Annotated in this window: 22 protein-coding genes; 10 read left to right on the top strand and 12 right to left on the bottom strand. The window is 49.6% G+C overall.

Translation table 11 applies throughout. From position 1 onward, the window contains the following. The first annotated feature begins 155 nt into the window (after positions 1-155). On the top strand, positions 156-368 hold the full coding sequence (locus tag NLX71_RS27035) for a DUF5348 domain-containing protein (protein WP_375377908.1): 213 nt from the start codon (positions 156-158) through the stop codon (positions 366-368). 112 nt (positions 369-480) lie between these two features. Here NLX71_RS27035 and NLX71_RS10555 read toward each other — a convergent pair whose 3' ends face one another. Continuing rightward, positions 481-702, bottom strand: coding sequence for a helix-turn-helix domain-containing protein (locus tag NLX71_RS10555; protein ID WP_254363579.1), 222 nt, complete (start codon positions 700-702; stop codon positions 481-483). A 386-nt stretch (positions 703-1088) separates the two neighbouring features. On the opposite strand from NLX71_RS10555, the gene NLX71_RS10550 reads away from it, so the two are divergent. The 3 genes from NLX71_RS10550 (at position 1089) to corA (ending at position 5588) form a co-directional block, all read left to right on the top strand. Next, positions 1089-2171, top strand: coding sequence for a hypothetical protein (locus NLX71_RS10550; protein WP_254363578.1), 1083 nt, complete (start codon positions 1089-1091; stop codon positions 2169-2171). A gap of 752 nt (positions 2172-2923) precedes the next feature. After that, positions 2924-4066: a site-specific integrase gene (locus NLX71_RS10545; RefSeq protein ID WP_254363577.1), complete on the top strand. Its 1143-nt coding sequence runs from the start codon at positions 2924-2926 to the stop codon at positions 4064-4066. Positions 4067-4652: 586 nt separating this feature from the next. Further along, a complete protein-coding gene (corA, locus tag NLX71_RS10540; RefSeq protein ID WP_254363576.1) occupies positions 4653-5588 on the top strand; it encodes a magnesium/cobalt transporter CorA in 936 nt (311 codons plus the stop codon). 47 nt (positions 5589-5635) lie between these two features. Here the strand turns inward: corA and NLX71_RS10535 are convergent, their stop codons facing one another. Together NLX71_RS10535 and NLX71_RS10530 are read right to left on the bottom strand one after the other, a co-directional pair. Then, positions 5636-6094 carry a hypothetical protein gene (locus NLX71_RS10535; RefSeq protein ID WP_254363575.1) on the bottom strand — a complete coding sequence of 153 codons (459 nt, stop codon included), beginning with the start codon at positions 6092-6094 and terminating at the stop codon, positions 5636-5638. 84 nt (positions 6095-6178) lie between these two features. Continuing rightward, positions 6179-7189 (bottom strand): HRDC domain-containing protein, encoded by a 1011-nt coding sequence (locus NLX71_RS10530; RefSeq protein WP_254363574.1) that lies wholly within the window; start codon positions 7187-7189, stop codon positions 6179-6181. A gap of 219 nt (positions 7190-7408) precedes the next feature. On the opposite strand from NLX71_RS10530, the gene NLX71_RS10525 reads away from it, so the two are divergent. Beyond that, on the top strand, positions 7409-7711 hold the full coding sequence (locus tag NLX71_RS10525; protein ID WP_010497973.1) for a hypothetical protein: 303 nt from the start codon (positions 7409-7411) through the stop codon (positions 7709-7711). Between the two features lie 92 nt (positions 7712-7803). Here the strand turns inward: NLX71_RS10525 and nhaC are convergent, their stop codons facing one another. From nhaC to NLX71_RS10485, 8 genes are all read right to left on the bottom strand, one after another. Beyond that, positions 7804-9237 carry a Na+/H+ antiporter NhaC gene (gene nhaC, locus NLX71_RS10520; protein ID WP_254363573.1) on the bottom strand — a complete coding sequence of 478 codons (1434 nt, stop codon included), beginning with the start codon at positions 9235-9237 and terminating at the stop codon, positions 7804-7806. A 196-nt stretch (positions 9238-9433) separates the two neighbouring features. Further along, positions 9434-9742 (bottom strand): YerC/YecD family TrpR-related protein, encoded by a 309-nt coding sequence (locus tag NLX71_RS10515; protein WP_254363572.1) that lies wholly within the window; start codon positions 9740-9742, stop codon positions 9434-9436. Between the two features lie 20 nt (positions 9743-9762). Further along, the gene (locus tag NLX71_RS10510) at positions 9763-10920 is read right to left on the bottom strand and encodes a homogentisate 1,2-dioxygenase (RefSeq protein WP_254363571.1); all 1158 of its coding nucleotides are present in this window, start codon (positions 10918-10920) and stop codon (positions 9763-9765) included. Positions 10921-10953: 33 nt separating this feature from the next. After that, positions 10954-12216 carry a fumarylacetoacetase gene (gene fahA, locus NLX71_RS10505; protein ID WP_254363570.1) on the bottom strand — a complete coding sequence of 421 codons (1263 nt, stop codon included), beginning with the start codon at positions 12214-12216 and terminating at the stop codon, positions 10954-10956. A 16-nt stretch (positions 12217-12232) separates the two neighbouring features. Continuing rightward, positions 12233-13177 (bottom strand): hypothetical protein, encoded by a 945-nt coding sequence (locus NLX71_RS10500; protein ID WP_254363569.1) that lies wholly within the window; start codon positions 13175-13177, stop codon positions 12233-12235. A 48-nt stretch (positions 13178-13225) separates the two neighbouring features. After that, positions 13226-14341 (bottom strand): 4-hydroxyphenylpyruvate dioxygenase, encoded by a 1116-nt coding sequence (gene hppD / locus NLX71_RS10495; protein ID WP_254363568.1) that lies wholly within the window; start codon positions 14339-14341, stop codon positions 13226-13228. Positions 14342-14470: 129 nt separating this feature from the next. Next, positions 14471-14707, bottom strand: a complete 237-nt coding sequence (locus NLX71_RS10490) for a DUF1450 domain-containing protein (RefSeq protein ID WP_254363567.1) — start codon at positions 14705-14707, stop codon at positions 14471-14473. A gap of 55 nt (positions 14708-14762) precedes the next feature. Next, positions 14763-15923 (bottom strand): Glu/Leu/Phe/Val dehydrogenase dimerization domain-containing protein, encoded by a 1161-nt coding sequence (locus tag NLX71_RS10485; RefSeq protein WP_254363566.1) that lies wholly within the window; start codon positions 15921-15923, stop codon positions 14763-14765. A 476-nt stretch (positions 15924-16399) separates the two neighbouring features. Here NLX71_RS10485 and NLX71_RS10480 point away from each other — a divergent pair, with 476 nt between their 5' ends. After that, the gene (locus NLX71_RS10480) at positions 16400-16591 is read left to right on the top strand and encodes an elgicin/penisin family lantibiotic (protein ID WP_254363565.1); all 192 of its coding nucleotides are present in this window, start codon (positions 16400-16402) and stop codon (positions 16589-16591) included. On the opposite strand, the gene NLX71_RS27295 is transcribed toward NLX71_RS10480, so the two are convergent. Then, a complete protein-coding gene (locus tag NLX71_RS27295) occupies positions 16588-17025 on the bottom strand; it encodes a hypothetical protein (RefSeq protein WP_254363564.1) in 438 nt (145 codons plus the stop codon). The two genes, NLX71_RS10480 and NLX71_RS27295, sit on opposite strands and share 4 nt — an antisense overlap. On the opposite strand from NLX71_RS27295, the gene NLX71_RS27025 reads away from it, so the two are divergent. The 4 genes from NLX71_RS27025 to NLX71_RS10465 all read left to right on the top strand — a co-directional run bounded on the left by NLX71_RS27025 (position 16934) and on the right by NLX71_RS10465 (position 22635). Continuing rightward, positions 16934-17131, top strand: a complete 198-nt coding sequence (locus NLX71_RS27025; protein ID WP_375377906.1) for an elgicin/penisin family lantibiotic — start codon at positions 16934-16936, stop codon at positions 17129-17131. The two genes, NLX71_RS27295 and NLX71_RS27025, sit on opposite strands and share 92 nt — an antisense overlap. Positions 17132-17211: 80 nt before the next feature. Next, a complete protein-coding gene (locus NLX71_RS27020; RefSeq protein WP_375377905.1) occupies positions 17212-17436 on the top strand; it encodes an elgicin/penisin family lantibiotic in 225 nt (74 codons plus the stop codon). A gap of 202 nt (positions 17437-17638) precedes the next feature. Further along, on the top strand, positions 17639-20761 hold the full coding sequence (locus NLX71_RS10470; protein ID WP_254363563.1) for a lantibiotic dehydratase: 3123 nt from the start codon (positions 17639-17641) through the stop codon (positions 20759-20761). Then, positions 20758-22635, top strand: coding sequence for an ABC transporter ATP-binding protein (locus NLX71_RS10465; RefSeq protein ID WP_254363562.1), 1878 nt, complete (start codon positions 20758-20760; stop codon positions 22633-22635). Before NLX71_RS10470 ends, NLX71_RS10465 begins: the two co-directional genes overlap by 4 nt. Positions 22636-22639 lie beyond the last annotated feature (4 nt).

Raw genomic sequence — 22639 nt, 5'->3', positions numbered from 1 at the left:
TGCAATTTATGCGCACACACGTGGCATTTGCCGCGAGATGAACAATGTTTGCACAGCCGCCTTGCTTGACGCTGTACCGGAAAGACAAGCTAATTGACGCGATTCACGTAGGCCGTGTCTTAAGCGAATTCAAGGAACAGTGAGGAGGTGCCGCTATGCATGAACTGCGATTTCACCAAGAGACTCGTCGTTGGCGTGTCTACGATGGAAGGAGACTGTTGCATTGCGGGGATCCGATTATGTTTGAGTTGGGTAACCTATTCTTCCCAGCGAATCTGGAGCTTGATACGGAGTGGTACGTTGCTTTTGGAGGCGTGAAGTTTTGGCTCCATACGAAAACCAAATACCGAGTTTTACTTCTGAACTGACCTGCCAATGGCGGGTCTTTTCCTTTTGGCGTCAGTCTGTTAGCCTAAATCTAAACGCCATATCCATGTCGGTGACGCATGCAAAAAGCCACCGTCATTGGCGGTTCCGAATTCACCGACAATTAAAGTGGCTGATGACATCAGGCAAAGCACTCGTGATCGCTTTTACTGTTTTAAATTCAGGACGCTTTGTAATTCCTGTTTCAATTTTATGGAGTACAGGTTTACTTACACCCGTAATCCTCTCAAGATTCGCGTATGTCAATTTTTTTTCTTTTCTAAGTTGGAAGATGAAATCTGCGATGGTGTTATTCCGATGCTTAATATCCACCATAATACATAACCTTCCTTTTTTGTTTAAGTTTTTACATTGGTCAATTATAGCAAAGTACATTTCGTTTTACAATTAATTGATTTTTATAATAATCGACTAATTCTTACATGAGATGCAACGATTCGATAAGTTTCTACAAAGATTAACTGTTAATTGGAATTGATTTCAATTACTTGTTTATTTTGAAGAAATATTAGAAATAAAAATAGATATTAATTCCTATCCCATATTTTATAAGATTATGATAAATTATGTTGGAACGATGAGGCACGACGAATTGTTCATCCATTATTCCTAAAGGAGAGATGCTATGCTAGCTCTTTTTTAAGCATTGTTGCTTTTCTTTACTTCTTTTACCCTAATAAAAAATGAGAGGTGCGACAAGAATGATTAAAAAAAACAAAATAATCTTAACAGCTATCTTATCACTCGCTACTGCTTTTTCTTCTGCTCAGTCCTTTGCATCCGCAGATGCTCCAAGCGTAAACAATACTGCTAACAAGGAGGCAGATTTATATTCTCAAAGCGCAATTAAGATTCCGTGGGCAAGTCTTGGTTTTAATGTCATTAAGTATCTTGGAAATACGTATCTCTTTTCAAGAGAAGCAACATCGAATGATTACCCATCAAAAACAACCGTAAGTTCAGGAACAATTGGGTTTAATAATAAAGGCAATTCTGGATATGGTGCTTCAGCAAAGCACGATGTTCACGTTGATTACGCTAAGAATGAAATTGATGCATTTGGACAAACGTCTCTTCTGAATTGGCTCGATAAAATTTCTATTATTATTACAGACAGCAGCGGTAATGATGTTGTTTCAAGCACAGCCACCCATAATCAACATGTTAATTACTCAGCTCCAAATAGTGGATGGTATACTGTGCGATGGGTTAATACAGCTGCAACAAACTGGGACTTGTGGGTACAAGTTTGGAAATTTGGAGAACCAGGTTACCCAACTTTTTATAAAACCTCCCCGAACAATACACCTCAATTAATAAGAAAAACTGACGGAAAAGAAGTCCTTGCAGTTGAAGAGAACAATGGTAAAACCTATATTTTACCTTCAAAAACACACAAAAATTATGCTTCTATTAATAAAAAGAATAGTTTAACCGCAAAAGATTTATATAATCAATTGTATGATAATGAATTAAAAGAGCAAGTTTCTGTTTTTAAGGATTTTGTAGTAGGAGACAATATCATTTTCGAAGATGAAATTCAAAGTGTCTCCTTTGATTCAAACAACAACTACACTATTCTTGGTTTTAAGGACGCAAGTGGAGATATCCTTAGGTGGGCTTTCAATGGGAACTTAACGAAAGAGTTACAAGCTAATTCAAAAATTATGCTTCAATTTAAAGTAGTACAAGACATTGGCACTTTTGAGACTTTAGACTACTTAAAGGAAGCACGTGAAAGTAAGGCCGCTCCAAGCATTGAAAAATACATTGTAAAGAAATAGGCTTGCATTTTCCCATTCCCGAAAATTTGGATTTACGAGACGGGCTATCACGTAATATAATTGTTCTCAGGGTTGGTGAATGTTAATCCTAACCAACCCTGAAATAATTTAGGGAGTGGTGATATGCACAAAATAATTAAATTTATCGCCGGATTATTAATATTCATTTCTGTCTTTTATATAATCCTGCAAATCACAAGAATTTTAATTCTCGATAGCATAAATTTAACTCTACAAATGCAAAGTCTCATATCGTTAGTTGCGTTATTCATTATTGCAATTGTATCGTTGATTATCACAGTAAGTTTGATAAGAAGTCTCTTACGATTGAATAAATAAAATGGGGAATACTGGGGGAAAGCTGCTTCAAAAACGGAAGATTTTTAATTTTCAGCTTTGAGCGGCGATTTTGATTTTGTGGAATAATGCAAAAAAACGGCTCTTGTTCGCAATTATTGCGGCAAGGGCCTATCTTTGTTGGCGCTGCAAATAGCATCAAAGCTTTGCTATTCCCTGTAACTGTAAGCTACAAAATCAATGATCAAAAAAGCGAAACACAGTTTGTCGTTGTTAACCTAAGTACATGTTTTCCCGCTTCAAAGTTTGACATTTCAGTTGGGGATATTTTGTGGACAATTCCTTTAATTCAGAATATTCAACCTGATTTTATATCTTATCAATATGAATCTTTAATAGATAAGAGTTTGATGTTATAATATTCCTTATCCACATGTGAAAGGAGTGTTTATAAATTGGCATCAGGTTCTATAAAGAAAGATAAGAACACAGGCAAATATTATTATGTTGTAGATGTTGGAAAGGATGGGGAGAGGAAACAAAAAAAGAAGCGGGGCTTCGCTACAAAAAAAGAAGCAGAAATCGCATTAGCAAAATTACTTACAGAAGTTAATGACGGCACTTATTTGGAACCATCTAAAAATACCCTTGTCCAGTTGATGGAAAAATGGATTGAATCGAAAAAAGGGAATATGACCAGATTAACGGTGGATTCCTATAAATCGTATATAGTTAATCATATTGCTGCCTCAAATATTGGATTAAAACAACTTGCAAAATTAAGTTCTGACGATATCGAAGAATTTATAAAGTATCTAAGGACAAAGAAAACGGATAAAGGCAAAAATTTATCTGATTCAACAATCCAAAGAATCTTCAATATTGTTGTTACCGCATTGAATTATGCAAAAAAGATGAAGTATGTTAAAGAAAATGTTGCTTTAAATGTAGATCGTCCACAAATATCTAAAAGAAAACTACAGGTTTGGGATGTTGAAGAAGTTAACAAATTTCTTGAGCATATAAAAAAATATAGACATTTTCTTGCTTTTTATTTGGCTATCCATACTGGCATGAGACAGGGAGAGATTCTAGGACTTCCATGGAGCAACGTTGATTTTGATAACAAAATAATTAGGGTAACACAAACACTTGAACATGATGCCAAAGGAATAACTGAAGGAGCAAAAACTAATTCTAGTGTTCGTTCAATATCCATTTCTGATGAAGTTATGGTCCAATTAAAGAAACAATATCACATGATTGAAGAAGAAAAAGAAAATGCAGGCGAGTTGTATCAAGATAACGATCTTGTAATTTGTACGAATATTGGCAAGCCCGTTTTTGCTGATACATTAACAAAGTTTATGAGAAAAAGTATTCGTGAACTAAATATTACTCCAATTCGTTTCCATGATCTAAGACACACATCCGCATCACTTATATTGAAAATTGGAGTTCATCCAAAAATTGTTTCTGAACGATTAGGGCATAGTAGTGTTACGATTACCTTGGACACATATTCACATTTGTTACCTAACATGCAAGAAGAAGCTGCAAAAAGATTAAGTAATTTACTAAATGAACCTTTGCAGTAATTGGCTTTACTGTATAATCTGTGACCATTTACGTGACCACAACCGAAAAAACTATCTTAATCATGAATAAAACCCCTTATATATCAAGGGTTTCATATAAATTTACACAAAAAATACTCTTATCTGCTCTTGATAAGAGTGTGAAACCGAATCTATTCAGTTATTTTCGATAATACTAATGTAATCGAAATCACAGCAAGCGTCAAGCCGAACCTTTTCCATAAAATGATAGCGTCTGAACCCGCACCACTCGGCCGGATTTTGCATAAGTTATTCCCATGCGCGAATGCACTGCAAACTCATTGTGTTTTCAAAATTGGAGCGTTATACTATACAAGTATTCGACATTTCACGCTTAAAGGGGTGCAGCAATCGAATGGACGGAGACCCGGGAAGTCGCTTCTACGTTCAAACACAATTGAATCTATCGTTTGGAACCCGATCGTTTGCCATTCGTTCGAGAATGCGCATGTTTCTTTGTGCGTAAGGATGACGAACAGCGCCTGACTGAAGCTTAAGGGTCTGTTTTCTCGCGGGAGGCAGACGGCCGAGCGTTCCATTCGATCAATACGGAAGGGTGGAACCTATGAAGGCACGCTTAGTTCAGGACGGCATTTTTACACTAGTGGAAGACATCATGCAAACCATCGATCCGCCTCAGCACGGCTTTTATTGGATCGATGCCGAGCCGGAGGATTTGGAGATCTTACAGCCTTTATTTCATCTTCACGAGCTCGCCATAGAGGACGTTCTAACGGAAGAAGAGCAGCGGCCGAAGATTGAGCTGTACGATTCGCATTATTTTATCGTGTTCAACAGCATCCGGTTCGACGACGAGGAAATTTTTCTCCGCGCACTCAATATATTTCTTGGAAAGCACTATATCATCACAATCACGCGGCAAAAGATCAACGAAATTCGCGCCTTGAAGCCGATTCTCTGGGAAGAGGAAGTTACGGCTCCCGACCAGTTTCTGTATCACTTGATTGACCTGATCGTCGATAATTACACCAACGTCGGGGACCGGATCGAAGCGAAGATCGAGAAGCTGGAAGAAGACATTCTCATGCATACGAAGAAGTCGCATTTGAATGAAATCATCGGGCTGCGAAGCGAAATTTTATGGCTCAAGAAAGTGCTTGTTCCGCAAAAAGAGGTCATCGCGACGCTGCACAAAAAAGAATTGAAGCTGGTCAGCGAGCCGCTTAAAAAATATTTTGGCGATATTTATGAAAACGCCGTAAAAATATCCGAGACATTCGAAACGTTCCGCGACTTGATGGCGAACTTACGGGAGGCTTATCAATCTTCCCTCGCCAGCCGAGCGAACGAAATTATGCGCGTGTTTACGGCGCTGACGACCATCTTCATGCCGCTTACGTTCATTACCGGCGTTTATGGTATGAACTTTCAAGACATTCCCGGCTTGAAGTGGGAGTACGGCGGAGTCGCTGCGGTCGTTTTTTTAACGATTGTCGGTATCTCCATGTTTGTATTGTTCCGCAAAAAGGATTGGCTGTGAAGCTGGTCCTTTTTTATTTGCAAAAAAGGAACCTTGGGAAAGGTTCCTCATTCGGGATGCTTGGCCATATGATCTTCCAGACGCTTAATCCGGTCCAAAGTCGCATCCATATCGTTTTCGAACAAACGCATGCTCCGTTTAATATGTCTGACGTCCGAACCGACATCGTCGATCTGGCTCTGCAAGCTCAGATGGACGCGATCCAGCCGGGCATCGAGAAAGTCGATTTTGGCGCCGAGACTTGTGTTGACTTCGTCGACCTTTGCATCCAGGGCGTCGGTCTTCGCATCAAGAGAGTCGATTTTCACGCTGAGTCGAGTATCAACTTTATCGATCTTCGCGTCAAGGGCATCGATTCGTGCACTAAGCTTTTCATCCAATCGGTCGATTCGCGCGTTCGTTTCGCCGATCTTGGCGCTTAACTGCAGATTCAGCTCGCTAATTTTCGCGTTGGTTTCTTCCTGATTCTTGATGATGCTGTGAAGTATAGCCCGAAGCTCCTCCATATGGTCAGCTCCTTCATATTCCTAATATTTATCTTACCTTAGCCGACGGGCTTGTTCAATGTTTTTTTGCCCTGCTGCCGCGCCTCAGCTCGCTTCAATCGCCTTCCGCTCGTTCTCGCGGCGGAACTTGATCCGTAGCAAGCGCAGCCATTCGTAGACGCGATCCGTGTCCTGCGCAGTCAGCTCCTTCTGGTCATAAATCGTTTGCAGAATCGGTTTCAAATACCGGTCGCCCTGCTGCTGGAACGCCTTCCATGCCAGCTCGCGCTCAGGCTCGGGCACCTGCTCAAGCTGCTCTTCGATATAGCTCTGCAGATCGTAGCCTTCGCGATCCAGCTCTTCGAGCAACTGCAGCAAATTGCGCCGCTGAAGCTTGGTTTGCTCCTGCAGCTCATCCAGCTTCTCCCCGCGCGCAATGGCTTCGAGCAGCTTATGCTTGATCTCGCGCTTCTCCTCCTCAGCCTTCCGCTTCCGTTCATTTTCCTGAAGCAGCCACGCATTCAGCTCTCCCGGATCGATCGATTCCGCCACCCAAGATAGCGGAAAATCCGTCCCCCGCTGAAAGGCGGCGGTGATCGCGACGATATCGGCTGCGTAAGCGGCCGCTTTGGCTTTTCCGAATCCGGGAAGGTGCAGCAGCTCTTCTTCCGTGTGGGGAACGAAGGCGCTTATCATTTTGAGCAGCCGATTGGTCGCGATCAGATACGCCGCTTTCCCGTCGCGGCTTGCCCGTTTAAACCGCCAATCGCGCAGCTTGTCGAACAGCTCTTCGTTGGCATACTTCTCGCCGTAAAAATGCAATCGTTGCATATATGCCGTCCGGCGGTCCAAGACGTCGATTTCGCTGACGTTCACCTGTATGATCGGCTTAAAGCCGCCGCATTGCTTGGCGAACACCCGCTCGCGAAACACGGCGAGCATCTCTTCCCAGCGCAGCCCTTCGTACCAGCACTCCTGCACTCGGCGGCCGTCTTCTCTCGTCTCGTTCCACATCACCATCCAGGTGCCTTGGCTTTCGCCGATCGTCACCTGCGCCGTGCAGACGTTCCCCTCTTCCGTCACCTTTTCCAAGCTGTTCAAAAACACCAGGTTCATTCGTAAACCTCCCCCAAGAAATAGGTTTCAAACTAGCTTCAAACGCAAAAAAAGCACCATCTTACCCAATAGGTAAGAGGTGCTTCCTCTCAAGCGCACGTTTGAAATTAGACCTATAGTACCATGAAACGCGAGGGCTGACAAGCACGAATTGGATAGTCTTCCGGTTTCAGGGCACGCTAGGATAAACAAACCGCTTACCGAAAGGAGGAACCGGACATGAGCCCAAACGATACGAACCAAGATGGATTTATGAGCGAAGCTCCTCAGAAGAAGTATACCGATCTGAGCACAGTGGAATCCCAGCGCAACGACCTGACGGCGGAGGAATTTCCGGAGGGCCCTTACGGCAGCAGCCTTCTCACGGAATCGCTCGGCAAGAGCACGCCGTGGCGGGAGGACCAGCGCTCGTACAACCAGTTTACTTACGAGAACCGCGAGCTTCACGCGGGCCTCTCCCGCGGGTATCCCGACGCGCATCCGACCCACGATTCGTCCGGTGACGATTACGTGGAAGAGTAGCCGCGCAAGCGCCGACGGCGGCTCGCCGGCACCGCTCCTCCGGTGAACCGCCCTCACGCTTGCTCTCCCATCACTCGCAAAGCGTCCCGTATCTACATGCCGCTGTTGTTCATTCCGATCTCAAATTTTTCCTCATACGCACCTTTTTCGCTTTCCTCTCCGAGCGGCGCTATGGCGAACCCGGTATAACCGAATAGGATCGCCAACAAGGGCGTGATAAAACACATAAACGAATAAAGAACATACTCCATGCCGATATTCAGCGTAGCCATAATAAAGGCGCCCGAGACTCCCCATGGAACGATCGGATGGACGATGGTTCCGGCATCCTCCAGCGTTCTGGACAAATTTTTCGGATGGAGCTTCACCCGCTTGTAGGAAGACTCCAGCATCTGTCCGGGCAAAATAATGGACAAGTAGCATTCCCCGACAATCACGTTCACCCCGATCGACGAACAAACCGTAGCGCTGATGACATTGCCTTTATTATTCAAGAGGCTCTTAATCCGGTCGATCATGGTATGAACCAGACCGATTTCTTTCACAAGCCCGCCGAAGGCAAGCGCCATGATGATGAGCGAGACGGCAGACAACATACTGGATAGCCCGCCTAGCGACAGCAGCTTATCGATCGCTTCGACTCCCGTTTCCGACTTATAGCCAAAATGCGCGACGTTCATGAGCCGGCCCGCCGAAACGCCGGGAACCGTAAAAAAGGCCGTCGCGATAGCGACCAATAAACCGACAACCAGCGTTGGAATGGCATCGAACCGTTTGAAGGCCAAGACGATAATCGCCAGCGGCGAGAGCAGCGTCAGAGGAGTAATCGCGAAGCGTTCGTTGAGGGTGCGGATCATCGTTTCAATGCCGGCGGTATCTGCGGCGCGGTCGGAGGATATGGCAAAAAAAGCAAACAGTATCAGCGTCAATACCAGGCTTGGAATCGTCGTCCACAGCATATGCCGGATGTGATCGAAAATAGGCACCTTGGCCGTCGCGGAGGCAAGATTCGTCGTATCCGAGAGAGGCGATATTTTATCGCCGAACACGGAACCGCAAACAATCGCCCCGGCCGCCATCGCGGGGGAAATTCCCATGCCGTAGGCGACCCCCATCAAGGCAACGCCCATCGTGCCGATAGCGCTCCAGGAGCTTCCCGTCAGCACGGAGACGACTCCGCAGATTAAGACCGCCGATACGAGAAAGTAGCTGGGCGAAAGAATGTGCAAGCCGTAATAAGACAAGGTCGGAACGGTTCCGTTCAATACCCATATCCCGATCAAGATGCCGATCAGACACAAAATGAGGATCGAGGGGAGACCGTACAAAATGCCTTTGACGATAGCGGATTCCAACTGTTTCCAAGTGAAGCCTAATGTTAAGCCATACAACGAAAGAAGGATCGATGCCATCAAAATGGGGATTTGCGGAGCGACTTGATAATGAAGAATGCTTACCGCCAAAATGGTGACGATAACCGCAATGAGCGCGCTTGACATGAAAAACGATGGTTTTCTCGTTACCATAGGTATTCCTCCCGCACGAACGGAATAAGAAACGCGCGAAGCCGCCACGATTGTAAGCGTATTCAAAGCGAAAGAAGAAAGCATTCGAACGGGAGACCGGACTGCATGAGACCAAGCTCGTCACGACTTCATGCTTCGTCTCTATCCATCGGTCCCGCCGTCGGAACGCTTCTTGCAGCAGGCATGCCGCTTTTTTTCACGGCTGTTGGCCTCGCTTGTTCAACCGCTCCAAAATGGTCCGGAAGCCTCCCCTTCCGTGGTTCAAACAATTTTTGACTCGAAAAATGATGGCGCTGCCTTTCTGGGTTTCCTCGATAATATCCAAGTAAGTAGCCCCTTCGAGCAGCTGCTTGGCGACTTCAAGCCTGAGAGCCATCGTTTTGACCTCGTTTACCGTACACAAATCGGAAAAAAAATCGTAGCATTCATCCTTCGTTTGCAACGATAAAATGGCTTCGAATAACTGACGGATTTCTTCCTCGCTTCGCACGTTATTCCGCCGCACTATGCCACCACCACGCCGATTTATTTATGAGACCAGCTGTAAAGATAGTTTTTGTCTTCGAAGGTGCGGGCCGCCTTGACGACCTTGAGCGGACGGAACGTGTCCACCATAACCGCCAATTCCTTCGTTTCCTTTTTGCCCAGGCTCGCCTCGATCGTACCGGGATGAGGACCGTGAGGGATTCCCGACGGATGAAGCGTAATGGACCCTTCCTCGATGCCCCGGCGGCTCATGAAATTGCCCTCCACATAGTAGAGCACCTCGTCGCTGTCCACGTTGCTGTGAAAATAAGGCGTAGGCACGGCTTCCGGATGATAATCGTACATTCTCGGAACGAAGGAGCAGATGACGAACTGATGCCCTTCGAACGTCTGGTGAATCGGAGGCGGCATATGAATGCGTCCGGTGATCGGTTCGAAATCCGCAATGTTGAAAATGTACGGATACAGATACCCGTCCCAGCCGACAACGTCCAGCGGATGATGGCTGTATATATGCGAATACAGCGCGCCTCTCGTTTTGGACCGCACTTCGAACTCCCCGAGCTCCGTGTGCGTCTCCAGCGTCTCCGGCAGCCGGATATCCCTTTCGCAAAACGGGCTATGCTCCAGCAGCTGACCATGCTCGTTGCGGTAACGCTTCGGCGTGCTGATCCAGCTGTTCGTTTCCACGACCAGAAATTTGGTGTCTTCCCCATCCGGCACGATCCGGTAAATGGTGCCGATCGGAATGACGATATAATCGCCCGGACGGTAGCGCAGCGTGCCGAACATCGATTCGACCTTGCCCGTTCCGTAATGCACGAACAGAAGCTCGTCGCCGTCGCCGTTGCGGTAATAGTAATTCATTTGTTCCGTAGGACTTGACACGGCAATCAGGATATCGTCATTGCCAAGCACATACGTTCTTCCAAGAACGGGGTCCCCCTTCTTCGGAGCTGATCCTGTAAGAAAATGGCGGTATCCGAGCACGCTGTCGTCCTCGTATTCCACGCTGCACGAACCGAGGTATTCGGCTTTGACGATTTCTGTCGGCGCGCCATGATGGTAAAGGATCGATTGATTGCCGGAGAAGCCTTTCGTGCCCATCACTTGCTCGCGAAACAACGAACCGTCTTCTTTTCTGAACTGCACGTGTCTTTTATTAGGAATTTGCCCCATCCGATGGTAGAACGGCATCTTGTATGACCTCCTTGGTTAAGTTGCGCTTGCTTATTTCAACGAAGGCAGAACGCGGCCCGTCACCTCGCCAAACCCGATGCGGTACCCGTCGCCTTGAGCGTAGCCGGTCATCGTCAGCCGGTCGCCATCTTCCAGCCAGACCCGCTTGACGCCATCGCTTAACTCAAGAGGCTCCGCTCCGCGCCAAGACAACTCCAGCATGCATCCTCGGCTTGCCTTATCCGGTCCGCTGATCGTCCCGGAGGCCAGCAAATCCCCGGCCCGCAGGTTGCAGCCGCCTACCGTATGGTGTGCGATTTGCTGCGCCATGCTCCAATACAGGTATCTGACATTGCTCTCCGTGATCCGCTCGGCCTGCTTCATATCGGCGCTTTGCAGGTACACTTCCAGCTTGATATCGAAGGAATGCGCTCCCTCCTGCTTGAGATAAGGAAGCGGCTCCGGCTCCTGCCGGCTTCCGCGGATGCGGAACGGCTCCAAGGCATCGAGCGGCACTACCCAGGGCGAAATCGATGTCGCAAAGTTTTTCGCGAGAAAAGGTCCGAGCGGCTGGTATTCCCAAGCCTGAATATCCCGGGCGCTCCAATCGTTGACGAGCACCAGTCCGAAAATATGCTCCTCCGCTCGTTCGACGGGGATGGGAGTACCGAGCGGGTTGCCCGGCCCCATGAACCACCCGATTTCCAGCTCGAAGTCCAGCTGACGGCTCGGCCCAAATACAGGCGCCGCTGCATCCGGCGGCTTCATCTGCCCTTGCGGGCGGTGCACGTCGGTCCCGCTAAGCACGATCGAGCTGGCCCGGCCATGGTACCCGACCGGGAGATGATGCCAGTTGGGCATCAAGGCGTTCTCCTTCCCCCGGAACATCGTTCCGACATTGAAGGCATGGTCCCGCGAAGCGTAAAAATCCGTATAATCGCCAATCTCTACAGGCAGCAGCAGCTCTACGTCCTTCTGCGGAAGCAGGGCGGCGGTCCGCAGCCCCGCGTTGTCCCGCAGCTCCGGCTCGTCAGCCGACAGCAACCGCTGAATTTCCGCGCGAACCTGCTGCCAGACCGGGCGGCCGAGCGCCATAAACGCATTCAGCGACGCCTGATCGAATATTCCCTTTCCGGCTGCTTCCGTCCTAGCGAAGCAGCCCGCCTGATCGAGAACGGCAAGATCCAGAACGTACTCCCCGATGGCCACGCCAATCCGGGGATGTCCGCCATGACGGGAGCGGAAGACGCCATAGGGAAGATTTTGAATCGAAAAATGCGATTCTGGCACAACCTCTACAAATGAGCGCAGCATCTTTTAACGGCTCCTTTTATTCTAGTGATTTTAGCTCCCGCAGCTCGTCGCGAGGCTCGTCGAAGCTACAGCTTCCGTAGGAGCACAGCGCCTGATGGCGCAGCCTCCGCACCTCGTCGGCCGGAATCGCAAGCGTTTTCCAGCCTAACGCATCCGGGAGGAGGACGAAGCTGTCGGGATTGTCGTCCGCCAAAATTTCGGCGGTTTTGCCGCGGTCCAGCTTGTAGACATGCGCCAGCATCCCCGCAACAAACACGTTAAGGAAGCCGTGCATCTCGGTCTTCACTTCTTCCCGGTACATGCGAACCGGGTGATGAAGCCCGGCCGTGAACTTCAACGCCAATTGGCGCTCCCTGCATCCGATGAGGACGGCGGCCACCTGCTCCGGCGACGGAAATGCGTCGGAGGTAATGCCTCCGGTCCGCAGCTTTACGCCCGGCTGCATCCCGCCTGGGCTGGCACAGCGCTTCACCGCGTCAAGGGCTTCTTCGATCCGGCTCTCCCAGTCGCCGTTCCAAGGAAACGTCCATTCGAAGAACAACCGGAGGCCGTGTTCCGATGCTCCGGCTGCCATCTTATCCAGTAACCGACGGTCCGCGCCCGCAGGGGGAAGAGGAAGCTCCAGCACGTCGATATTCACCGACGAACCATGCTTCCCCCGGAAAGCCTCCGTTTGCCGCAGCGTATCGCCGAACAGCCGAAGGCATTCTTCCGCATCCCCGCTGCGGGTTCCAAGAACCGACAGCAGCAGCGGCCGGTCCCCGGAAAACATCGGCATATACGGAGACAGCTCCTCCAATTGCGCGGCCGGGAGGATGAACCGGCCCAGCATCCAAGCGTCCTGTCCGTCCCGGTAAGCCGCGTAATTGCGGACCGCCTGCTCCAAAGGCAGTGCGGCGGGCGGAAATAACCCGGCATAATCAAGGAGCTGCTCCATCAAAGCTCTAGCGCTGGAAATCATGTGACGATTGCCCGCCTTTCCTTCTTGGCCTGTAAATTTGTCGAGAAATTACAAGTTCCCGCGAAGCGCCTGTTCTCTTTCGATCGATTCGAACAGCGCTTTGAAGTTGCCTTCGCCAAACGTGGTCGCCCCTTTGCGCTGAATGATTTCGAAGAAGAGGGTCGGCCGGTCGACGAGCGGCTTCGTAAAGATTTGCAGTAAATACCCTTCCTCGTCACGGTCGACAAGAATGCGGTATTGCTTCAGCTTTTCGATATCTTCGTCGATCTTGCCGACTCGGTCCGCCAGCTCTTCGTAATACGTATCCGGCGTATCCAGGAATTCCACGCCGTTTTCCTTCAGCACCTTCACGGTCGTAATAATATCATTGGTCAATAAAGCCGCGTGCTGTACGCCGGGGCCGTTGTAGAACTCCAGATATTCTTCGATTTGCGACTTGCGCTTGCCGGTGGCCGGCTCGTTGATCGGCATTTTGATACGGCCGCCGTTGCAAATGACTTTGGACATCAAAGCCGAATATTCCGTGCTTATATCTTCATCATCGTAATGGATCATTTCCTTGAAGCCCATGACCTTCTCGTAATAGGACACCCATTCTTCCATTCGCTCGACGTTTCCGACAACATGGTCAATCCCGATCAGGCCCGCATCCTGATACGGAAACGAGAAGCTGACGGGCTGATACCCCGGCGCGAACAAGCCCTTATAGTTCTTTCGATCCACGAGGGTATGCACCGTATCGCCGTAGGTGCCGATGATGGCTTTTTTGTAGGTGCCGTGTTCGTCCGTCAGCACCTGCGGCGCCATCACGGGAATGCCGCCTCTGGCAATCGCCTCCGCGTAAGCCTTTTCAACGTCGTCCACCCGAAACGCGACGTCCTTCGCTCCTTCGCCATGCTTCTTGATAAATTCCGTGACCGGGTGGTCCTCCTGAAGCGAGCCGGTCACCACGAAGCGGATTCTCCGCTGCTCCAGCACGTAGGATACCCGATCGCGTTGACCGGTTTCCAGCCCGGCGAAGGCGATAACCTTGAACCCGTAGGCCCGGCTCATGTAATAGGCGGCTTGCTTGGCGTTGCCAACGTAAAATTCCATATAATCGAAATCCTCAATCGGGAAAAAATCTTGCTGAAGCTCGCTAACTAAGGTAGTATCTTTTTCCATTTTTATAACCTCCTAGAATAATATTCCTTGACGTTGATGCTATTATATGGCAAACCTGTGAACTCTTCAAAAACGTTCAATGCTGTATGCGCGTGTCGACGCGAAATCGCTTTAGTACGTTAAATGAAGTTAGTCGGCTGTGGGGGCGGGGGCGGCGGCGGCTTTCCGAAGCTGGTCCAGCAGCTCTTCTTCCTCGTTCAAAACGATGATTCGCTGGTCCACTTTCACGAAGCGCTCCAAGTAGCATTGCCCGCAATTGCCCAAACAGTCCTTCACCAGAAGTTCAACAGATCCGTCGCGCACGATTTGTTTCAAAGCTTCCGATTTGGTCAGCTCATTCGAGCTGCACAGCTTGACGGTAGCCATCAGAACAAGCCTCCCGGAAAATCGAAATCGTTTCCTCGCTTTCTACCCTTGGCGGCTAGTGGCGGATTTGCCATTTGGCGCGCTTTCTCGGGGAAAAGAAGCTGTTCCTTCCTTTTCTGGATTGAATTCGCTGCTCACAGAACAGATTCGCCGCCTCGACCGTTGTGAACTTTTTTTCCTCGGCTTCCGAGAACACGCGAAGCAGCGAATGATAGATCGCTTTCGTTTTGGCCAATACTCTGTCTTTGTTCGGTCCGTACAGCTCATCCGATACTTGCATGATGCCGCCGCTGTTGACCACGTAATCGGGTGCGTAAAGGATGCCTTGTCGCTTTAAGTCGAGGGCGTGGCTCTCATGAAGAAGCTGATTGTTCGCCGCGCCTGCGATCGCTTGAACCTTGAGCTGCCCGATCGTGTGATCGTTAATGATGCCGCCGACGGCGCACGGTACGAAGAAATCGGCCTCTACGCCGTATATTTCCTCTCCCTTCACGGCGGTCGCGGTTCTCCCGAGCTTACCGGCTCTTTCCACCACTTGGTCTATCGCGGTTTGTTCCACATCGGTCACATAGAGATCGGCGCCTTCCTGCAACAAATGCTCGGCGACTTTGAAGCCGACCTTCCCCAAGCCTTGAATCGCAAACCGCTTGCCGCGCAAATCCTCATGCCCCCATAACGTTCGGGCAACGGCTTTCATGCTGTACAGAACGCCCAGAGCCGTCGGAATCGACGTTTCTCCCCCGCCGCCGTATTCCTCGGGCAGCCCGGCAATGCAATACGTTTCCTTGCACGCATGGACGAAATCGTCCAGCACCGTGCCCATATCCGTCCCGGTGTAAAATCTCCCGTTCAACGAATCGATAAATTGTCCGTAGGCCCGGAACAATTCCGGGGTTTTATCCTTGGCCGGGTCTCCGATGATGACTGCCTTCCCCCCGCCGAAGTCCACATCGGCCGCCGCGCATTTATAGGTCATCGCTTTCGATAAACGCAGAACGTCCTCCAGCGCTTCCTCGACGGTGGCATAAGGCCTCATCCGTGTTCCCCCCAAAGCCGGACCGAGCGTCGTATCGTGAATGGCGATAATCGCTTTCAAGCCCGTAGCGGGGTCGTTGCAAAACAGCACCTGCTCATGCTCCTGCATTTTCTCGAACAAGTCGGTCGTACGCGCGAACGCCGACGATTTGATCTCGGACAATAACGCTGCATTGTTCATCTCTAGTTCCTCCTGAAACGATTCTCTACTCTCTACACAAAAGTAAACGTTTTCAAAATAGCATGACACGACGCTGTATTTCGGATAAAGCTATGCATTCATCTTATGTGTAACACTCCTTTATCATTTGGATAAAACAAGATATGATTCCTGTTTGTAACAGTATACATCCTAATATACCTCTATGATTCGCGCAAACATCCCTTTTAACGCGCGTCTTCTTTGATGTTTCAACACTTTTGCGCGTTGAATGAGATTAGTGCTTTCGACAGGTATTCTATTTCTACTATTCCAATTTTTATAAAAATATTTGTAATATATTGACTATTATTATATCGTCAGGTATATTATAGTCGAATATGGTTTTGAATACTTATTTTTCTACAACCATATTCACATTCTTATGCGGGAGGCGTGGCGAAAGCATCTTCAAAATTTTCAGAAGATTCTTATAAAATCGAAAGGAGATGATACGAATGACAAACAACAATTTCGATCTGGACGTTCAAGTGAAATCGGTTAATCCGGCAAACTCGAGCTTTGCTTACACGCAAACTTGCTATTCTTCCCAATGCTATTCTTCCAAATGTTATTCGGACAAATGCTATTCTTCCGCTTGCTATACCGGCAGACAACAGTGCGGCTACACCCACGGCGCCAGCTGCTAATCGGTTGATTTCATTCGGCTTTCGCCAGCTGCCGCAAACGATTCGGAGGCAAGTCCTCCGCACGAAGGGAGAAAATATTTATGGCAAACAACCATTTCGATCTGGATGTTGAAGTGAAAGCGGTTAATCCGGCAAACTCGAGCTTTGGTTTCACGGCAGAATGCTTTTCTTCTCAATGTTTCTCTTCCAAATGCTTTTCGGATACTTGCTTCTCCTCCGATTGCTTCACCGGCAGACATCAGTGCGGCTACACTCGTCAACCGAATTGCAGAAAATAACATGAAAGCTTTCGTCAGCAGCCGCAAACGATTCGGAGGCAAGTCCTCCGCATGAAGGGAGAACATGTTTATGGCAAACAACCATTTCGATCTGGATGTTGAAGTGAGAGCAGTTAGTTCGCTCAATTCAAGCCTTGGTGTCACGTCATCTTGCATTACTTCTCAATGTATCACTTCCAAATGCATTACGGCTTCTTGCATTACCTCCAAATGCATTACCGGCAGACAACAGTGCGGCTACACCCACGGCCTCAGCTGCTAATCGTATGAGTTCATTCAGCTTTCGCCAGCTGCCGCAAACGATTCGGAGGCAAGTCCTCTGCACGAAAGGAGAACATATTTATGGCAAACAACTATTTCGATCTGGACGTTCAAGTGAACTCGGTTAATCTGGGAAACTCGAATGCTTCGCTCACGGTGCGCTGCTTTTACACGGTAGATTGCTATACTGCTACTGATCGATGCTTTACTTCCAAATGTTATACAGTGGATAAATGCTATTCTCACGATTGCCATACCGGCAGAGATAATTGCGGCTACTCCCAGCAAAAGGGTTGCAAACCATGAATTAAATCAGCTTTCGCCCGGCTGCTGGAAAATACTTCGGAGGAACGTTCGCGTTCTTCCGAAGTATCTCTTACAACTCGATAACGGAAGGTGAGACGACATGTCAGTTCAAATGGCCCCCCCTCAACCGACGCCAGCTCATGCTCATCCAAGCGTTTTTCAGGCGCTTGATTTTTTTATTTTGAGGATGCCTTTATTGCCCGTGGAACTACTCCAGAGCCTTTCTATCGATGTAAATGAAGATGAGGCGCTTAGCCGCAAGCTTTGGTTCGAGAAATTGGCCGCCTACGCCGAATTGCCTGTCATCCGGGAGGCCATTGCCATATCCAGCTTGCCGCTGCTTCAAGCTTTGCCCAATTTAACCAATCAGGAACATCCGCGCAAACAAGATCAGGCCGTCAAAGGCTTTCTGCGCTATATGCTGCGCATGACCTCGCGTCCGACGCCTTTTGGTTTATTTTCTGGAGTAACATACGGAAACTTTGGGGAGCGGTATGCGTTCGGGCTTCAGCCCGTAGCAGCCCACACCAAGCGAGCCCGCCCCGATATGGAGTGGCTGCTGAAAGTGCTGTCCGACTTGGAAAGCCGGTTCGACATCGTCAAGCAATTAAAGGTCAGTCTCAATGCTTTGGCTTATCCCGCGGGCTCCCGCCTTTACCTGCCTTACCTGACCAAGTATGGCGTCAAGACGAAAAGCAATGCTGCAAGCGCTATGGAGAGCTCCTCTGTTCGCCTTACTCCGGCTGTGAAGCAGGTGATGGAACTTACCCGTCAGCCCATTCCCTTTTGCGAATTGGCGCTGAAGCTGCACAGCCAATTTTCCGATACGTCACTCGAGCAAATAAACCAATTTCTGTGGCAGCTGGTTCAGCAGGAAATCATCATCTCAGACCTGCGCCCGCCCCTCATGACCGCCTCGCCTCTCGATTATGTACTCCGGCGTTTAGCCGATGTCACAGGCGTGGAGGACGAGAGGGCGAAGCTGGAAACAGCCGCAGCCCTCATCGCGAGCTATAACCGTACGGAAATCGGACAAGGCGAGCCCTTATATCACATGCTCACAGAGCATATGAAATCCGTTGCCGAAGCGGATAATCTCGTGCAAGTGGATCTGGCCCTCTCGATGGAGGCATTGACCCTGCCCAAATCCGTTGCGCAAGAGGTCGAACGTGTCGCCGAAGCGCTATGGCGAATCTCCGGGGAACGCTTGGGAATCTCGCAGTTGGAAAGCTACCGCGCGGATTTCATGGAGAAGTACGGGACTTACCGCGAGGTCCCCTTGCTGGAGCTGCTGGACGCAGACATCGGGCTTGGCCCTCCGGCCGGATATGAATTTCCCCGGAGCAGACGCAAGGAAGACAGCTTCCCTTCCTTCGCCCAGCAAAGGAAAAAGTGGCTGCTGACCCAATGGGTCATGACATGCCTCCAGCAAGGGCGGCAAGAATTGGAGCTGACCGACGACATGGTGATGCAGCTTGAACCTGTACCGATGGAGGAAAAGCACGCGCCCCGATCGTTGGAATTGTATTTCGGTCTTGCCGCCCGATCCGGTCAGGCGGTAGAGGAGGGCGACTTTCACCTGATTGCCGGAGGAACGACGGGCAGCTACGGCGCGGGCAAAGCCGTCGGCCGGTTTGTCGATTTGTTCGATTCCTCCTTTGTAGACAAGCTCAAGCAAATTGATCAATTGGAGCAAAAGCTTCATCCCGAAGCGATTCTCGCCGAACTCGTTTATTTTCCCGGAGACGGCCGGGCAGCCAATGTTGCTTTGAGCACAAACATTCGCGAATACGAAATCAATATCGGAACCAACTCAGCCACAGATCCGGAGCATACGATCCCGCTCTCCGATCTTGTCGTCGGCATGTCTTCGAGCGGTCTTTATTTGCGGTCTCTGGCAAAAAACCGAAGGGTCATTCCGGTAGCAAACCACATGCTGAGTACGTCGAACTCGCCTAACGTCTACCGGTTTTTGCGCGAGCTATCGCTGGAAAACCAGCGCAACATTGAATTTTTTGAATGGGGCGAATTAAGAACTCTTCCTTTTTTGCCGCGGTTAAGGTACAGCAAAACGATCATTGCGGCGGCCTGCTGGAAGTTTAACGGGGACCTGCCGCCATTTCGCGGGAACATGACGGAAACGCAATGGCGGCAAGCTTTTGAAGCGTACCGGAAGCAATGGAATTTGCCGCGATTTGTTTACTTGACCCAAGCGGATAACCGCCTGCTGCTGGATCTCGACCACCCGCTTCATCGGGACGAATTGTATCGGGATTATTCGAAGCTGCAGCCCGGGGGGCAGATCGTCTTAACCGAAACCGGCTTTGCGTTGGAGCAGCTTCCCGAGAGCGCAGCCGGGCACTACGTGACCGAGTTTGTCTTTCCTCTCGTTAAACGGGACCGGCCGCAAGCTTCCTCGCAGCCGGATCTCGGCGGAGCTCTTACCTCTTCCCCCATCCGCCTCGTCGAGAGATTGAAAATGCCGGGCAGCGAGTGGCTGTATCTGAAATGGTACGGTGCGGATCAGCGCGCCGACGCATTTATCGGGGGGCCTCTGCGGGAGTTTTGCCGCCAGGCGGAGGAGCAAGGGTGGGCGGCCGGCAGCTTCTTTATGCGCTATGCCGATCCCGATTCGCATCTTCGCTGGCGTTTCTGCGGTCATCCCGAGCAGCTTCACACCGCGCTGCTGCCGCAGCTTTATCGTTTTACACAGCAGTGCGTGGAAGACGGACTATTGACCCGCTTGGTGATCGATACTTACGATCCGGAAATCGAGCGGTACGGGGGACGGACGTTGATCGGGGCGGCGGAGCGGCTGTTCTGTCTCGACAGCCGGGTTGTCGCCGAATGGATTCACGCCAGACAATCGGGACACATCAGCCTGAATCCGCACTTGCTGGCGGTCATCAGCGTCATTGATATCATGGAACGATTCGGGCTGTCCTTCTTCGAGCAATTCGAGTGGCTTAACACGATAGTACAGCATAAGGATCATTTGGAGCTGTTCCGTCAGCATCGACCTTTCCTTATAAAATTCGGGGATGCCAGAGAAGACTTTGCCCAGCTTCGCCAGCTTCCTGAGGGAGCGGCCATCCTGCCGATGCTCCAAGCACGCGGCGAGGCAATAGCCCGATACACGGAAGGAATCAGGGCCTGCCAAGCGGAAGGAACTTTGACCAATACTCCGGCAGATCTGATGCAAAGCGTGATCCATATGCATTTGAACCGGTTGTTCGGCATCCAACGGGAAGAAGAGCAGAAGGTGTTGACACTAGCCAGACATACGTTGTACAGCTTGCAGCATGTTAGGAGGAATCAGTCATGAGCTCGGCTGCGGAAGAAGCATCCCTATCCATGAATCTAACAAATATTGTGCAATCCTTTCGCTATTGGCCCCGCGTGTTTCGACTGCTGTGGCAAATACACAAACCGTATTTCTTATTCATTTTATTTTTTAACATCCTGCGCGGCGTCTCGCCGGTCATCTCGCTGCTGCTGCTCACAACCTTGATCGACAGCATAGGCGCCTCCTGGGATACGGGTTTTCAGACCGTGCTTTGGCCTTTTATTTGGCTCTTTGCGTTTACCGCACTGAATGAAGCGCTGTCGCTGGTTCAAAATTACGTCAGCAAAATATTTGAAACGCTGCTTAGCAATCGGATCACCATTCTCATTATGGAGAAGTCGATTTCTCTTTCGCTTAGCGATTTTGAGAACTCTCAGGTGCAGGACGCTCTGAAACGCGCCCAGAACGAGGCAGGTCATCGGCCCTATCAAATTCTGCAGCAGATTTTGTCCATTATTAGCGCAACCATCACATTATTCTCTATCGCAGCTGTGCTCATTTCGTGGAAATGGTGGGCGGCATTTCTTCTGATCTTTTTTCCGTTGACCTCCTTCTATTCGTTTCTGAAGATCGGGCAGCAAGAGTTTATGATTCAATGGAACCGGGCGCCGAAAATGCGGACTACGTGGTATTTGTCCGTGCTGCTGACAAGGGATATCTCCTTTAAGGAGATCAAAGTGTTTCAATTAGGCGGCTATTTACTCGGCAAATATAACGAGCTGCTCCTCCAGTTTTTGGCGGAAGACAAACGCATGATCAAGAAGCGGCTCGGCGCGGGAGCCATTTTTCAAGCAGCCCAGGAAGGGGTTAACGCCTCGATGTTTCTTATGGTCTTATGGTCTGCCTTTAAACGCGAAATTTCGATCGGCCAGGTCGTCAGTTATACCCAAGCCATTACGTTGACTTTGGTTTCATCGCAAAATTTAACGCAAGGCATCCTTTCCTTATGCCAGCACAATTTATTTTTACAGCAGCTATTCACTTTCCTGGATTTGCAGTCCTCCGATCCTTCCGCCAGAAAAATCGACGCTTCGGAGGCTTCTCGTCCGGCGAATGCGCCCGCCATCCAATCGGTGGAATTCCGCAATGTGTCTTTCCGTTATCCCGGCAACAGTTATCCCGCTCTGCGGAATGTCAGCTTTACCCTGCGGCGCGGAGAAACGCTCGCTATTGTAGGACGCAACGGGTCCGGGAAGTCAACTCTGATGAAGCTGCTGACGCAGCTGTACGATTCCTTCGAAGGAGACATTCTCATCAACGGCGTCTCGATCCGCGATATGGACTGCGAAGTCTTTCGCCGCAAAGTCGGCGTCGTTTTCCAGGATTTTGTCCATTACGAGATGCAGGTCAAGCAAAATATCGGTTTTGGCAACGTAGCCAAAATGGAGGAGGACGCCGAATTGTGGAAGGCGGCGGATCGGGCGGGCATCGCCAGCTTGATCCAATCCATGCCTGAAGGTCTTGCCACACAGCTCGGACGCCTGTTTGATGAAGGGCACCAGCTCTCCGGAGGACAGTGGCAGCGGGTTGCCATCGCCAGAGCCTTCATGCGCGAAGCTGAGCTCTATGTGCTGGACGAACCCAGCTCCATGCTTGATCCGGAAACTGAATTACAGGTGTTTCAAGCGTTTCGGGAGCTGGTCCGCGACCGGTTAGGCATCTTCATTTCCCACCGTTACTCCGCCATCCGGTACGCCGACCATATTCTCATGATGGATCAAGGCTCCGTTGTCGAGCAGGGCAATCATCAACAGCTCATGCAGCTGAACGGGATGTATGCCGAGCTTTATATGATGCAAGCGAATGCTTATTTGGATGCCGATCAGGAGCGCAAAGCGCGTTCGGCTGTTTGATCAC

The organism is Paenibacillus sp. MZ04-78.2 (assembly GCF_024213375.1).
Classification (GTDB): domain Bacteria; phylum Bacillota; class Bacilli; order Paenibacillales; family NBRC-103111; genus Paenibacillus_G.
The sequence above is the reverse complement of the archived record's forward strand: the minus strand, read 5'-3'. Positions and strand labels throughout refer to the sequence as shown.

Coding starts and splice junctions, on each gene's coding strand:
- hppD (WP_254363568.1), bottom strand. CDS start 14,341: ATGGAAAAAGATACTACCTTAGTTAGCGAGCTTCAGCAAGATTTTTTC.
- NLX71_RS10490 (WP_254363567.1), bottom strand. CDS start 14,707: ATGGCTACCGTCAAGCTGTGCAGCTCGAATGAGCTGACCAAATCGGAA.
- NLX71_RS27025 (WP_375377906.1), top strand. CDS start 16,934: ATGTTTATGGCAAACAACCATTTCGATCTGGATGTTGAAGTGAGAGCA.
- NLX71_RS10535 (WP_254363575.1), bottom strand. CDS start 6,094: ATGGAGGAGCTTCGGGCTATACTTCACAGCATCATCAAGAATCAGGAA.
- NLX71_RS27020 (WP_375377905.1), top strand. CDS start 17,212: ATGGCAAACAACTATTTCGATCTGGACGTTCAAGTGAACTCGGTTAAT.
- NLX71_RS27295 (WP_254363564.1), bottom strand. CDS start 17,025: ATGCAAGATGACGTGACACCAAGGCTTGAATTGAGCGAACTAACTGCT.
- NLX71_RS10465 (WP_254363562.1), top strand. CDS start 20,758: ATGAGCTCGGCTGCGGAAGAAGCATCCCTATCCATGAATCTAACAAAT.
- NLX71_RS10500 (WP_254363569.1), bottom strand. CDS start 13,177: ATGATTTCCAGCGCTAGAGCTTTGATGGAGCAGCTCCTTGATTATGCC.
- fahA (WP_254363570.1), bottom strand. CDS start 12,216: ATGCTGCGCTCATTTGTAGAGGTTGTGCCAGAATCGCATTTTTCGATT.
- corA (WP_254363576.1), top strand. CDS start 4,653: ATGAAGGCACGCTTAGTTCAGGACGGCATTTTTACACTAGTGGAAGAC.
- NLX71_RS10480 (WP_254363565.1), top strand. CDS start 16,400: ATGACAAACAACAATTTCGATCTGGACGTTCAAGTGAAATCGGTTAAT.
- NLX71_RS10550 (WP_254363578.1), top strand. CDS start 1,089: ATGATTAAAAAAAACAAAATAATCTTAACAGCTATCTTATCACTCGCT.
- NLX71_RS27035 (WP_375377908.1), top strand. CDS start 156: ATGCATGAACTGCGATTTCACCAAGAGACTCGTCGTTGGCGTGTCTAC.
- nhaC (WP_254363573.1), bottom strand. CDS start 9,237: ATGGTAACGAGAAAACCATCGTTTTTCATGTCAAGCGCGCTCATTGCG.
- NLX71_RS10525 (WP_010497973.1), top strand. CDS start 7,409: ATGAGCCCAAACGATACGAACCAAGATGGATTTATGAGCGAAGCTCCT.
- NLX71_RS10510 (WP_254363571.1), bottom strand. CDS start 10,920: ATGCCGTTCTACCATCGGATGGGGCAAATTCCTAATAAAAGACACGTG.
- NLX71_RS10530 (WP_254363574.1), bottom strand. CDS start 7,189: ATGAACCTGGTGTTTTTGAACAGCTTGGAAAAGGTGACGGAAGAGGGG.
- NLX71_RS10485 (WP_254363566.1), bottom strand. CDS start 15,923: ATGAACAATGCAGCGTTATTGTCCGAGATCAAATCGTCGGCGTTCGCG.
- NLX71_RS10555 (WP_254363579.1), bottom strand. CDS start 702: ATGGTGGATATTAAGCATCGGAATAACACCATCGCAGATTTCATCTTC.